Genomic DNA, 14,354 nt, shown 5'->3' with positions numbered 1-14,354 from the left:
ATTTCACAATCTAATAGCGACCATGTAGCCTCTATTACTCAGACAGGTACAGGTAATGAAGCTAGCATCACCCAACTTGACGGGCCGGCTAATGATGCCTCTATTTCACAAAATGGAATCGGTAACACTGCTCAAATTGGACAAGCTGGGCTTAACAACACTGGCTCAATTACACAAGAGGGTAATGATAACTTTGGATACGCTTCTCAGCTTTCTCAAGATAATACATTCGCTCTCACGCAAACTGGTAATAGTAATATTGCTAGCATTGACCAAACTGGCTCAACAAACCAAGCTACTTTCACTCAAACTGGCAATAATAACTTGATTGAAGGTGCTATGGGCGGCAATGTTTTACAGGGTGGTAACAATAACGTGTTAGAACTTCTCCAAAACGGTAATAATAATACGATTGGAATTACCCAGAATGGTAGTGGTAATACTTTTAATAGTAGCCAAACGGGTAATAATAACTCCGTTAATATTACTCAATCGGGTATCTAATTCCCAGTGTATAGTTCCATTTATAAAAAAAGCTACGTATAAGTACGTAGCTTTTTTTATAAATGGAACTATACAATATAATTGGCATAAATACGCATTTGAGCAATACATCGGATAGAATTTTATCGAATACTCATCGTATTGACCTGAAAGGAGGTTCTTGAGAAACAGCGTGAAAATAAATCTAAGAACATGTTTGGGAATTGATAAAGTCTGAGAATCGTATCATCTTTGTATCGACGGCTCCAACGGCCTGGCAAAATGCAAAGAAATGAGCAAATAATTTTCTAAACTGACGCCACGGGCCGCTCCGTGACTCTCAGTGGGGTGCAATATCGCACTTTTTGCCCCTTAAATGCAAACTTGATTTATGCCAAGTAATGAATGTGATTTTATGATTATTGCCCACGGGATGTCAATGGAGAAATGTGTCTTCAGAATACCCACATTGGCAGGCCGTTTACCGGAAGGCCGGCCCCGTATTATTTTAACTGTTGGAAAACAGATGGAACACTTGAACGGATCAACCAAAAATTGAATCAACTGGATTAAAGACAGGAAAAACGTGAATCGTACACATCAGTGTTTTGTACTGGTAATCAAAGTGTTAAACTTACTTCTGTGATTTGTAAATATCGAGGTTTTGACCTACACAAAAAAGTTAACGGACGCAAGGGCCAGTTATTGGTCGATACCGGTGGTTACTTTTGGGCCACTCATGTACACGCTGCCAATGACAATGCTGAACAGATGACCTTAGTCTTGGTGAGGGATATCTTTTGGTCTGGTGACCAGGTTGAAAAGGTCTTTGACGATGGGTTATATGGCTGTGTTTTTTGCAAAAGCTCTGGTTGATTAGAACATTGATTTTGAGTGAACTTCCCGTCCAGAATCAGCTCAGGGCTTTGTGGTCGTTACTAAGCGATGGATCGAGGACAGGAGCATTGCATAGACAAGTTTTTTTCGGCGGATCGTCAAAGACTACGAGTACACACTATATTCTGTGGCAGCCTTTAAATTTGTTTTGTAAGATTATTCCAAGAATCGGAAAGCAAACGGGGTCGTATCGGCGCTCCGATGGCATAGCCTATCACTCGGCAAAGTTAGAGATTCATATAGGGCGGCCTGTGCTGGCTGATTCAGAGGAAAGCCCTTTGCTACTTGCCAAAACTCGACGGGGTCGCCCGAGCGATAGAAATGAGGGTTTTCATATCCATTAGGAAGCGGAGCACCCCGTAGCGTATTGAATACAAGGGCATGCACTGGTTTCACCTTTAAACTAATCATTATCATGGAAATTCGCTATTACCTGAAGTTTTCTTAAAGTTTCACTAGTACCTTCAACTAGGTCGATATTACTAGTAAGAGCTGTGTTGAGTTTAATGCCATAGAGGCTAAACAAAACACTTAAGCCCGAAAACCCAAAAACTTCTTCAAGGTAAGCCATTACTTGACTGAGTTGGTAATGAGACAAGGTTTTAATTCTTCCACTTATAAATGATATTTTCTATAATAAATCTCGCCTTTTTAGGGAGTGTGATAGCTCAATCCTTGATTTTCTTACTCGTTTAGTAGTTTTAATAACAAGCAAATACTTTAAGTTTGATAAGACCCTAACTTATAGGTATTTAATTTTTTGTAAGGAAGCCTTGATAGGTACAATCATAGTGATTACCACATAACCTTACTCACTATGAAACAATAATATAAGACTCTTTTATAGATGTATTGCGATAACACAATAATAGCCGCTTGTATATTGTTAACGTCAAGTATGAATATATTACCTTTTGGTATTCCAAAAAAAGACAAAAACTGTATTCTAAATAAAATCATATTTTAAAGATTTATATAACACTATTACTTCAAAAATATATTATTTTTTTTCAAAAAAATAATATACCATATTAATAAAATAAAATACCAAAAAAACAATTAATATTCCATAAAACGGATTGTTTTTAAAAAAACAATTTTCACAAAAATACATAACTATAATTTCACAAAAAAAGTAACTAAAAAAAGTTAAATTCAAAAAAAACGTCAATTATTTTACGGTATTTTTCAAATAGATTATAGAGATAAATTATACTTTTTATTTATACATTTGCAACGCTTCATTATGTATAAAGTTCTCAAGCATAATAGAAGTCACAAAAAATATCAATTTAAATCCATTTTTTTTATGAAAAAATTAACACTTACTGTAGCTAGCTTACTTTTTGCCATAGCTGCTTATTCTCAAAATGTATTTACCAACAATCAAACTGCTACCAATGGAGGTTCAAACACGGTTACAACTATTTCACAAACCATTAGTGGAGGGGTTGGGAATACGGGCGAACTCAATCAAACAGCCGACGGTGATGGTTCTACAAACACCGCAGGAATTACACAAACTAGCACTGTTGACCAAAACACAGCTAAAGTTACTCAAGTAGCTACCGCTAGTGCTGACAACACTGCGACAATTGATCAAAACAGTGCTGGTGCTACAGCTACGATTGATCAAAATACGGATAGCGATGGTAGTAGCAATACTGCAACTATTACTCAAGCACCTACTAGTGGTCAAGGAACTACTGCTACAATCAATCAAAAATCACACACTGCTGGAGCAAATACTGGGACAGTTACTCAAGAAGGAAATACTGAAACAGCTACTCTTAATCAAGAGGCAACTCACGGTGGCGCCAACACAGCTGAAATTACCCAAAAAGATGCTAATCTTGGTTCAACCGCAGATGTAACACAAAATGCCACAGATTTTAGTAGTAACACAGCTGTTATACTTCAACAAGCCGATGCTATTGGCAATATACTCTTGAATCAAACTAGTACAGGTATGGGTTCTAGTAATACAGCCAATGTAACTCAAAATGGGGGAAGTTACCAAGCTTCAGCTGATATTACACAAGATGCAAAAGCAGCTTCATCTAACGAAGCTACTGTAGTCCAAAACGGCTGGTTTGAAACTGTAACTGTAAAACAAACAGCGGATGGAGAAGGCTCTTCTAACAAAGCTTCTGTAGACCAGAATACCCCCGGCGGGGCTAATAGTATGGTTTCTATTACCCAAAATGCAATCGGAGGAGGAGCCAATGAAGCCACAATTGCACAAGCTGCTTCACATGGTTCTACGGCAACTATCGAACAAAATGCCGATGCTTTAGGCTCTCCTAATATGGCTTCTATTTCGCAATCCAATGATGAACACGTAGCTTATATCAAACAAATTGGTACTGGCAACAGCGCTGATATTTCTCAATTAGAAGGTCCTAGTCACGATGCCTCTATCACACAAACAGGAATGGATAACAGTGTTCAAATTGGCCAAGCTGGAATAAACCAAACTGGAAAGGTTACTCAAACAGGTAATGAAAACTTTGCTTATCTTACCCAACTTGCAGAAGGAAACATGGCTGAAATAACACAAACTGGTAATTCTAACTCTGCATCGCTGGAACAATTAGGGAGCCTCAACACCGCAACATTTACCCAAAATGGTGACGGGAACTCTATCTTCGCTGTTCAAAACGGGGGCGGAAACACCTTCACTAGCACTCAAACTGGTAATAACAACTCATTTTCTATTACTCAGAATGGTATTTAGCTAATTTATAATAGAGCTAGGTGTATACCTAGCTCTATTACTTTATATCCCTACTCTTTTTCTGATTTCTATATATACAGCTTTTATTTATATATAATCTTAAACTTGATTTAGATTTATATTCCCCAGTAGCCAAATTGTAAATTCATTAGTACTAGTGGGTTTGTTGTTTACCCTTCTTCATTGTATATTCGAACTTAAAAATTATATCTCCTATCAAAGTATTCAATTACATATTTTATAAAATCAATACGTAACTATTTATCAATCAGCAAGTATAAGTAAAACCCCTCCCAGAATCATTCCCTATAATGGTCGCATTTCTAGTAATCTTTTTCATGACACCTCTGATAAAGCTCATAGATATATAACTTTTCCTTACCTCTAAAACAGGCCAAGAATGAGTATATAACCACTTTTCTTTTTGCTGAAATTCATTATTACCAATGAGTTACAAACATTTAAAAATATCAATTTTATACGCTGATTTTGGCCCCTACCATGTTGCCCGAATAGAAGCTCTTAACAACGCATTAGTAAATCAAAAATGCATTTTACATGCCTACCAGTTTGCAAAAGTTAGTGATATATACGCTTGGGAACCCGCCTATCCAGCACAGTTACCAGTAACTACTTTCTGTAAGAATCAGCCCGCTACAATCCTAAAATCACTTAAATTAGCATATTATTTCTACAAAGTCCTTAAAAAGCATGAAATTGAGGTAATATTTTTACCAAGCTACTCTCCCTTACCTTACCTCTTGTGTCTTTTAGTCTCTAAACTTTGCAACTGTAAAACAATATTAATGTGTGACTCATGGGATCATACAGAAAAGCAAGGTAAAATACGTCGTAAAATTAAAGGTATAATTATCAAAATGTTTGACGCAGCATTAGTGGCAGGTGCACCTCATATAAGATATATCACAAAATATGGAATCTCACCTCAAAAAGTATTTTTAGCTAGCAATGTCGTAGATGTTAAATATTTCCACAGTGAAGCTATCAAATGGAAAAATCTAACTCAGCCCTCACACCCACACCCAGGTTTACCCAAGAAGTACTTCCTTAATTTAGGAAGATTTGTTAAAAAGAAAAATTTAGGCTTTCTCATAGAATCATACGCCCTTTATGTTAGTGAGCATCCTTCAACTGAAATAGCTCTTGTATTAGTTGGAGAAGGCCCAGAAAAAGATAAGCTCCGCACACTCGCAACCAATTTAGGCATTTCTATCCGCGAGGGTCTTGAATCGAGTAACCCATCAATTCCCAAAGCAGAGATAGTATTTTTCCCTTTTCAACAAATTGACACTACACCCTTATTCTTTACTTATTGTGAGGCATTTATACTTCCAAGCCTTCAAGAAGAGTGGGGTTTAGTGATCAACGAAGCAATGTCATGTGAAGCACCTGTCGTTGTATCATCACATGTTGGGTGTGTAGAAGATTTGGTAATTGACTCTAAGACAGGGTTCATTTTTGATCCCCAAAAGAAAAAAGAATTAGCAAATATCATGCAAAAATTTGCAGTCGACACTACACTTTCTGCTAAAATTGGCAAAGAAGCATTCAGTCATATTCAACAATGGACTCCTGAACGATTTGCCCAAGGTGCATTAGAAGCTATTCAAGCTACTAGTCAATTATAATTAAACTTTGCTGCTGCTATCTAACTATTCACCTAATAACCGCTAAATACCATTTTCTTAAACAGACTATGTTAAATCGAAAAGTTATTTTTATTGGTTTATTTTCTCCCCCAATCACAGGCCAATCAGTTATCACTGAGCAAATTTACGCTGACTTCATCAGCAAAAGAGTGCAAATTATTAAACTTGCTTTTCCTTACGAATCATACGCAAAAAACATTACTCATAAATTTCGAAAAACTATATCGTACATTTTATTTATTATCAAATGTATGTATAAAAGTGCATTTGGCTGCAAAATCATTTATTTAAGCGGTGCACGAAGCCAATTAGGGGCGTTAAGAAATATACCGATTATTCTATGGTCAAAGTGTGTTTTTAATCATAAAGTAATCCTTCACTTCCATTGTGGCGAGTATATTGATTTTTATCAAAATCAACCTAACATAATCCAAAACATTCTCAGTTTTTCATTTAAATATACTGACAAAATAATCATATTAGGCGAAAGTTTACGATCTCTCTTCGATATTCCAGGTATCCCTCCTCAAAAATTAGTAGCTATTCCTTGCGGTATCCCCCTTCCTCTTGCGCTTCCACGGACTATCAATACAAGCAAACCAACGATTCGACTACTATATTTATCCAATCTTATTGAGAGTAAAGGGTATTTCGATGTTTTAAAGGCAGTATCAATATTACACAAAGATTATAAGCTAAATGTGAGGTGTGATTTCTGTGGAACCTTCTTCTCACACAGTGATGACCAAAACACTAATAATGAGAAACAAGCCTTTAGTCTTTTTGAATCTTATATTAATGAACATCAATTAAAAGAATTTGTATTCTATCACGGATCTGTAACGGGAGAAAAAAAACAGAATTTTCTTCAACTAGCTGATTTCTTCCTACTCCCAACTAATTATAACAGTGAAGGTCAACCTGTTTCCATCTTAGAAGCAATGTCGTATGGTTCGGTAGTAATATCTACATCTTACCGAGCCATACCAGATATGGTCATTGATAACGAAACGGGTATCTTGGTACCTTATAATAACCCTACAGCCATCGCACAACGCATTGCAGAGATTGTCCAAAACCCTACAGAATATACTCGCATGAGTCAAAATGCTTTAAATCATGTACAAAACTTCTCAATAGATAAGTTTAATGACAAAGTCCAAAAGCTTTTCAAAGAAGTCGATATTATGCCTTAGTACTCACTGACTCAATTAGCTTTTGATACTTCCCCACAGAAATCTGTAAATCAAAATGCTGTAGAAAAGCCTTATAACCATTTTCGCCCATTTGTTGAATTCTCTCTTTGTTTTTAAGAAGCTCTAGCAAAAAATCACTTAGTGATTGATTATTATTCTTTGAATAAAGTACTCCGCAATCGTACTGACGGATAGTATCCGCAATTTCAGAGTCTTCCCTTAGTAAGCCTATGATAGGCGACTTACTCGCCATAATTCCGTAGGATTTGCTAGGAACAGAATAGCCCGTAAACTCATCTTCCAAGCAGACAAAGGAAAAAGTAGCTGCCGATAAAGTCTGAGGTAATACTTCAAAAGGCTGATAAGGTAGTACTATAACATTGTTTAGTTCGTGTGTTTTTACAAACTGCTCTACTATCTTCTTCTTATTACCTCCACCCACAAACATAAATACAATATCTTGCTCTGCTTTGAGTTCCAATGCTGCTTCTAAAATAGGTTCTATATTGTGAGTTCTGCCCATGGTTCCAGAATATTGTAATACAATTTTGTCTTGTAAGTGATACTGCTTTAGGAAATTATTTTTTTCTTTCTCTACAGGTTGTATCTCTCTCGAATCAGCCCAATTGTGAATCAACACAATACGCTCCCACAAATGAAGCTTTAATTTTTCCATTACAATCTTTCGCATGTCCTCTCCAATCACCACTAGCCTATCTGCATGATTGTAAATTAATTTTGTAAACCATGACCAAATCTTAGCTGTCACAGAGGAAGGTTTTAAAACATCCAGCAAAATAGCTATTTCGGGGTATATATCATATACTATAAGAATATATGGAATACAAAAAAAACGTTTTAGTATATACGCAACAAAGCCGATGAATGGAGGATTAGTGGAGATGATTATTAAATCAAAGGATTTTCTATATCTCAAACTAAACCAAAAAGCCTTTAAAAAATAAGAAATCGAAAAAAGTAACCGCTGAAAAATAGAGCCGTGCTGTTGGCCCAAGTTAGAAACCCTATAGATTTTTACATTTTTATACCTTTCTTGGGTAGGTAGTAAATCCTTCTGAACAAATTCCTCTTTCGAAGGATATGTACAGAACACAGTTATTTTGTTGTGCTCAAACTCAGCCAGATTAGTAAATAACTCAGTCATGTGCAACCCAGTTGAAACCATTTCTGGGTAAAAGTGCTGGCACAGAACCAAGATTCTTTGTTGCCTCATGAAAACTCCTCTGTTTAGTTTTATAACGAAATTAGCTTGAGGCTTTCGACCTGACTATTTATCCATTCATAAGTTTTTTCTACTCCTATTTTAAGCGGCAGAGAAGGGGCCCATTGAAGAGATTTCTTAATGAGAGCATTATCTGAATTTCTACCTCTTACACCCTGAGGCCCTTTTACATTATTAATTGACAAATTTTTACCCGAAATCCCAATTACCATTTTTGCGAAGTCATTGAGTGATATCATTTCTTCTGAACCAATGTTAAAAGGACCCGTTTCGTTAGATTCCATAAGTCTTAATACACCATCCAAGCACTCATCAATATACAAAAAGGATCTTGTTTGAAGTCCATCACCCCATATCTCAATAGCACCACTGTCTTCGGTTTCGGCTACTTTACGGCAGATTGCTGCCGGAGCTTTTTCTCTACCTCCACGCCAAGTTCCTTGAGGACCAAAAATATTATGAAATCTAGCAACTCTGACTTCCATTCCATAATTACGCCCATATGACAAATACAAACGCTCGCTAAAAAGTTTCTCCCACCCATACTCGCTATCTGGTGCAGCAGGATACGCCGACTCCTCCGAACACTTAGGATTATTAGGATCAAGTTGATTGTATTCAGGATAAATACAAGCTGAAGACGAGTAAAATATCTTTTTTACCCCTGCCAATCTACTTGCCTCTAAAACATTTAAATTACAAAGGGCGGAGTTGTGCATCACTACTGCATCGTGATCTCCCGTAAAAATGTAACCTGCCCCTCCCATATCAGCAGCCAATTGATATACTTCATCAATGTCCTTCACAATCTCTCTTTCACATATTTGGGGGTCCCGCAAATCTCCAATTACAAACTCATCTGCGACGCTTTCCTCAAACTCATTGTACTTTACATCTATACCTTTCACCCAATAACCAAGCGATTTTAATCTTTTTACCAAGTGGCCGCCAATAAATCCTCCGGCTCCACAAACAATTGCTCTTTTCATTCCTTAGTTGTTTTGTAAAACGTCATCTCAATAGCGTGCAAATGTAATTTTAAAAAAATGAAATGCAAAAACCGCTTCTTCAAAAAATGATGATACCTCAAGCTCTTACTAATCAATCTTTTTAAAACTTATCAAACGGTCATTTTGGGGCTTGTTTTTCCCAAAAAAGCCCCCTACTTTTATAGCAGCTTACTGCTTTATTTATATTAATATGTATTTATATGCTATTCAAGTATATATATATACCGTTTAGCAAAATTGAATGCATAAGAGTAATACCATCAGGAAACCTGTATGAACAAATTTACTAAAGATCATTTTTCAATAGCCACTGACGACGATTTCTTAAAAGAGGATGAAGAACTTTCTATTCTGGTATCTTACGTTAATAAGCTAATACCTCAGCCAGCTGAAGCATACGAACCTCTCTATATTTTCTGCCCTCCTAAAAGTATTGTTTTAATTGATAAAGTGCTAAGTGAATACTCCTTGCACCCTGTCTTTAATAATTGCAGTAGAATCTTTAGGAAGGATGAAACCATCACATACTACAATGCAGCTTATTTAAATGATGAAAGTCGGGAGTTTTTGTTAAAAAACATTGAAAATGGAGTAGAAGTAATGCCTCTAGTTGATTTCTTGGAAAACAAAAATCGTTTTACTGAAGTGAGTCTACTCAATGGAGACTATTTCCTAACGAAGGAAGACTTCTCAGTGCTCCGTAATAAAACCAAAATAGCTACCAAACGTATCTTTGATATCATTTATACGCTCATTCTATTAGTTGTATTTGCTCCTGTCATGATACTTACCGCAATTGCAATCAAACTAGAATCAAAAGGACCTATTTTTTATCGTCAAAGGCGGGTGGGCCTGTATAATATTGAATTTGAAGTCATCAAATTTAGATCAATGGCTACTAATGCTGAAGCCAATGGCGCTCAATGGGCTTCCAAAAACGATCCTCGCGTCACCAAGGTCGGAAAGTTTATTCGAAAAACTCGTATCGACGAAATGCCTCAATTATTCAATATACTGAAAGGCGAAATGTCACTGATTGGACCTCGTCCTGAGCGGCAAGTTTTTATTGACATGCTCAAGACAGCTATTCCTTACTATGAATTTAGACATGTAATCAAACCTGGTCTTACTGGATGGGCACAAGTAAAATACCCCTATGGTGCTTCTATAGAAGATGGTATGTGGAAACACAAATACGACATGTATTATATCAAACATCAATCATTTTGGTTTGATTTTAAAATAATATTACAGACTGTCAAAGTAGTGTTTTCTGGATTAGGTAGATAAATCATGCCTATAAAATTTTTACAACCTCTCCCAATACTTATTATTATTTTTTACATTGAGCTTAACTCTTACAAGGCTCATGCTCAGCTTATTACCTTTGGTCGCCCTCATTATCAAGCTGAAGTCAAAACCACATTAGCATCTCAGCGAGCCCCATTCTGGTTATATGCTAATACATTTGGTACTGTTTCTACAACTGCGCCGAATGCCTTGTTCAATGTCTCTTTATATTCTCCAACATCTGATTCTCTCTTACCCAATTGGCGAAATATCAACGTCAATTATGGAGTTGAAACATATTTAAGTACTCATAAAAATGGCACAGAAACTTTTTTAGTTGAAGGGTATACCTCAATCAAATATGGCATTTTTAGAATATTGGCTGGAAGAAAACGCGAAGTAATTGGTCTCATAGGTGATTCTCTACTTACTTCTGGCTCATTCGCTATGTCAGGTAATACACTACCTATTCCTCAGATTAAACTCACCAGTAATTTTGTTGTTCCTTTTACCAATAAGTTGATTGCAATAAAAGCCTGCTTTTCCTATGGGTGGCTTGGTTCAATGGCTGTTGGCTATGGAGGCCAAGGAGTGACCTCAGTCAACGGTCTATTTCATCAAAAAAACTTATATGCTACAATTGGCAAACCCCAATCACGCTTCCAGGCCACTATAGGGTTCAACCATCAAGTGCAGTGGGGTGGTGAAAATCAAATCTGGCCCAATGGCCTTTCGCCTACAGAAGCTTGGTGGGGAGTTGTTTTGGGTAAATCATGGATGGGAAGTCGCGTAGGGAACCACCTCGGCACTATTGATATGGGCCTAAAATGGAAACTTCAACAAGGAGAGTTGTTTTTATATCGGCAAAATATATATGAGGACGGTTCTCTCTATGCCTTCTTAAACATTGGCGATGGGTTAAATGGAGTCGTGTACCGTCCCGTCCAACAATCAGAAAATGCATTTTCAGTCAAAAGTATGCTTTTTGAATTTTTGAATACTACTAGCCAAGGAGGAGATGTTTTTAATTTAAGTACAGGAGTATTTGGGAAAGACAACTATTTCAATCATTATGTTTATACCAATGGTTGGTCATATAATCGTAAAACAATAGGAACACCTTTTATCGCCCCACAAAGCGATTTGAACAGCAGATGGCCACATCTTAAGAATTCATTAACAAACAACAATCGCGTCAAATTACTTCATTTAGGGGCTAGTGGCCAGTATTTAGACTGTCATTGGTTCCTAAAAACGTCATTTAGTATCAATTACGGACTTTATGATTACCCCTTGATAGGTAATCCTAAACAATTTTCGAGCATTTTACAAGTTCAAAAATCACTCTCTTGGCTAGGAGGTATTGAATGGAGCACAGCCCTCGGTATAGATGTTGGTAGACTCTACAAATCTTCAGTAGCGATACAGCTAGGTCTTCGGAAACGAGGAAATTTTTAATATTTTTGTTTTTCTAATACATATCCAATCCTTTAATTGAATCATCAAATTATTTAAGTGCGCTACTCTACATCGAAAAATCATTCAAGGTTTGGCTATTATTGTGTTATCATATTTTTAAGTTTAAAAATAGTTCACGCACAAGATAGCACCGCTAAACATTCCATAAAAGGTGAGGTGAAAGTCAACGCATTCATTTCTAGTGCTCAGACACCCTTCTGGCTAAAAGCCAATCAAATGAGTGTTGTACCCACTCATTCCGCAGCATCGTTAGAAGGTTATATAGGATATGAAGGCATTTTATCAAAAAAAAACACTCATTGGAAAACTTTTGGAGAAGCAAGAGTAGTGGGAAACGTCGGAAACTCTACCAAATTGTTCATTCCGGTAGTAAATGCAGGAATCCAATTTAAAAAACTCGCTCTATATGTGGGTCGCAAACGAGAGCAATTTGGTTTTTCAGATACTACCTTAGGGACAGGCTCTTATAGCTGGTCAGGGAATGCCCTTCCTATGCCTAAAATTCAATTTGAAATTACTGATTACATTCCCTTAAAGTTCCTCAAAAACCTTTTTGCATTCAAAGGTACTTATGCACATGGATGGTTTGGAAATAGTCAATATGCTTATGATTACTATCTTCATCAAAAATCGCTCTATATCAGGATGGGACGTGAAAATTGGGCGGTCAACTTATATGGTGGCTTCAATCATCAAGTTCAGTGGGGCGGTAAAACTAATATTGATATAGCTACAGTAGTAAATCGAAAACTACCCAGTTCTTTTGGAGATTATGTTTATGCAGTTACTGGGTGGGGGGCTCTTATTGGAGATGTTAAAGGAGTAAATGCTTTTGACTCGCTCAATAGAGTTGGCAATCACTTAGGAACAATTGATATGGGGATTACCTTCGATTTAAAAAAATATGAGTTAACCCTCTATAGACAGAATATCTATGAAGACGGCTCACTTTATTATCTTACCAATATTGCGGACGGATTAAATGGATTAGTTGTAAGAAATTTGTTCCCCAGTAAGGAAAAAGGGAAAGTTAACTTTGAACGTTTAGTGCTTGAATTTTTATACACTTTAAGTCAAGGGGATGCGGCAGGTGTATCAACTGTTACCATCGGTAACGATAACTACTTCAACCACCAACAATACTACGACGGCTGGTCTTACAAGGGGGAAATTATTGGTACGCCTTTTTTTACTAATGCCAAAGACACTAAAAATACTGACCCGCAAAATGGTTATGAGATTGCTAACAACAACCGTGTCAGGGTATATCATCTTGGCTTACAAGGAAATATTGGAGAAAATATCCAGTTTTTGAGTAAACTATCCTTAAGTCATAATTATGGCACCTACAATTTTCCTTACGCTGAAGTTCCCAAACAATTTTCTGCTTTACTCCAATTTACAGGCACTATAAAGCGTTGGCAAGATATATACTGGAATGCGGCTTTTGCCATGGACAATGGCCAACTCTATCATAATTCAATCGGTACGCGCATTGGAATCAGTAAGAGATGGTAACAATATTTGAATATGTATAGCGAGCAAGATCAGCTTGGCAATGTCATAAAACTTCCTTCTCTACCCCAACGCATCGTATCTCTGGTGCCTTCTCAGACAGAACTATTGTTTGATCTAGGCCTTGATGAGCAAATCGCGGGTATTACAAAGTTTTGCACTCGCCCCGCCACCAAAATTACGGACAAAATAAAAGTCGGAGGCACCAAAAACTTTGATATTGAACTCATCAAATCTTTAAAACCAGACTTAATCATTGGGAATAAAGAAGAAAACGAACAAGCAGGTATCAGGCATCTCCAACAACTTTTTCCAGTTTGGATGTCAGATATTTACAATCTTTCCGACGCTTTAGCCATGATAAATAGTATTGGAAAAGTAGTTGGGAAAAGCCCCCTCGCCAATACCCTAGTTCAACAAATTCTCCAATCATTTGAGAATCTCATCCCTTATTCATCAAAAAAAGCAGCCTATTTTATATGGCGTAAACCATATATGGTCGCAGCTAGGGATACTTTTATTGATGATATGATGGAAAAAGCGGGCTTCCAAAATGTTTTTGAAGATTTTAATCGCTACCCCGAAATCACCCCCGAACAGCTTCAACTTGCTCAGCCAGAAATCATTTTTCTTTCTTCAGAACCTTACCCTTTTAAAGAAAAACACGTAACAGAAATGCAGATACTATGCCCCCACGCTCAAATTTTGCTGGTAGATGGCGAGATGTTTAGTTGGTATGGGAGTAGATTAAAGTATTCGGCCGCTTACTTTTCAAGCCTCCCTTTAAAGGGGTAAAATTTTTCATTTACGGTTTTTGTACAAATCCTTCTAATT

The 14,354-nt window shown here is 36.8% G+C and carries 11 protein-coding genes and 1 pseudogene; 8 read left to right on the top strand and 4 right to left on the bottom strand.

Going from position 1 to position 14,354, the window contains the following annotated elements; all coding sequences use genetic code 11:
* Positions 1-504: pseudogene (locus P1X15_RS31100) on the top strand (hypothetical protein); the annotation flags it as partial.
* Between the two features lie 1,032 nt (positions 505-1,536).
* Here P1X15_RS31100 and P1X15_RS31095 read toward each other — a convergent pair.
* Both P1X15_RS31095 and P1X15_RS31090 read right to left on the bottom strand, forming a co-directional pair.
* On the bottom strand, positions 1,537-1,791 hold the full coding sequence (locus P1X15_RS31095) for a hypothetical protein (RefSeq protein ID WP_277342008.1): 255 nt from the start codon (positions 1,789-1,791) through the stop codon (positions 1,537-1,539).
* Positions 1,784-1,978, bottom strand: coding sequence for a hypothetical protein (locus P1X15_RS31090; protein WP_277342007.1), 195 nt, complete (start codon positions 1,976-1,978; stop codon positions 1,784-1,786). The genes P1X15_RS31095 and P1X15_RS31090 overlap by 8 nt, the downstream gene beginning before the upstream one ends.
* A gap of 711 nt (positions 1,979-2,689) precedes the next feature.
* Between P1X15_RS31090 and P1X15_RS31085 the strand changes: the two genes are divergently transcribed.
* The 3 genes from P1X15_RS31085 (at position 2,690) to P1X15_RS31075 (ending at position 6,983) form a co-directional block, all read left to right on the top strand.
* Positions 2,690-4,117 carry a hypothetical protein gene (locus P1X15_RS31085; RefSeq protein WP_277342006.1) on the top strand — a complete coding sequence of 476 codons (1,428 nt, stop codon included), beginning with the start codon at positions 2,690-2,692 and terminating at the stop codon, positions 4,115-4,117.
* A 446-nt stretch (positions 4,118-4,563) separates the two neighbouring features.
* On the top strand, positions 4,564-5,766 hold the full coding sequence (locus tag P1X15_RS31080) for a glycosyltransferase family 4 protein (RefSeq protein WP_277342005.1): 1,203 nt from the start codon (positions 4,564-4,566) through the stop codon (positions 5,764-5,766).
* Positions 5,767-5,834: 68 nt separating this feature from the next.
* The gene (locus P1X15_RS31075; protein WP_277342004.1) at positions 5,835-6,983 is read left to right on the top strand and encodes a glycosyltransferase family 4 protein; all 1,149 of its coding nucleotides are present in this window, start codon (positions 5,835-5,837) and stop codon (positions 6,981-6,983) included.
* Here P1X15_RS31075 and P1X15_RS31070 read toward each other — a convergent pair.
* Together P1X15_RS31070 and P1X15_RS31065 are read right to left on the bottom strand one after the other, a co-directional pair.
* Complete coding sequence (locus P1X15_RS31070) at positions 6,973-8,217, bottom strand: glycosyltransferase family 4 protein (RefSeq protein WP_277342003.1); 1,245 nt, start codon at positions 8,215-8,217, stop codon at positions 6,973-6,975. The two genes, P1X15_RS31075 and P1X15_RS31070, sit on opposite strands and share 11 nt — an antisense overlap.
* 20 nt (positions 8,218-8,237) lie before the next feature.
* Positions 8,238-9,215 carry an NAD-dependent epimerase/dehydratase family protein gene (locus P1X15_RS31065; protein WP_277342002.1) on the bottom strand — a complete coding sequence of 326 codons (978 nt, stop codon included), beginning with the start codon at positions 9,213-9,215 and terminating at the stop codon, positions 8,238-8,240.
* Between the two features lie 294 nt (positions 9,216-9,509).
* Here P1X15_RS31065 and P1X15_RS31060 point away from each other — a divergent pair, with 294 nt between their 5' ends.
* Genes P1X15_RS31060 through P1X15_RS31045 form a run of 4 tightly spaced genes read left to right on the top strand, consistent with a single transcriptional unit; the run spans position 9,510 to position 14,315 of the window.
* On the top strand, positions 9,510-10,526 hold the full coding sequence (locus P1X15_RS31060; protein WP_277342001.1) for a sugar transferase: 1,017 nt from the start codon (positions 9,510-9,512) through the stop codon (positions 10,524-10,526).
* 3 nt (positions 10,527-10,529) lie between these two features.
* Complete coding sequence (locus P1X15_RS31055; protein WP_277342000.1) at positions 10,530-11,984, top strand: capsule assembly Wzi family protein; 1,455 nt, start codon at positions 10,530-10,532, stop codon at positions 11,982-11,984.
* 57 nt (positions 11,985-12,041) lie between these two features.
* Positions 12,042-13,523: a capsule assembly Wzi family protein gene (locus P1X15_RS31050; protein WP_277341999.1), complete on the top strand. Its 1,482-nt coding sequence runs from the start codon at positions 12,042-12,044 to the stop codon at positions 13,521-13,523.
* Positions 13,524-13,535: 12 nt separating this feature from the next.
* Complete coding sequence (locus tag P1X15_RS31045; RefSeq protein ID WP_277341998.1) at positions 13,536-14,315, top strand: ABC transporter substrate-binding protein; 780 nt, start codon at positions 13,536-13,538, stop codon at positions 14,313-14,315.
* The last annotated feature ends 39 nt before the right edge of the window (positions 14,316-14,354 follow it).

This window comes from Runella sp. MFBS21, from assembly GCF_029433105.1.
Lineage (GTDB): Bacteria > Bacteroidota > Bacteroidia > Cytophagales > Spirosomataceae > Runella.
This window is presented reverse-complemented; position numbering and strand designations above follow the sequence as displayed.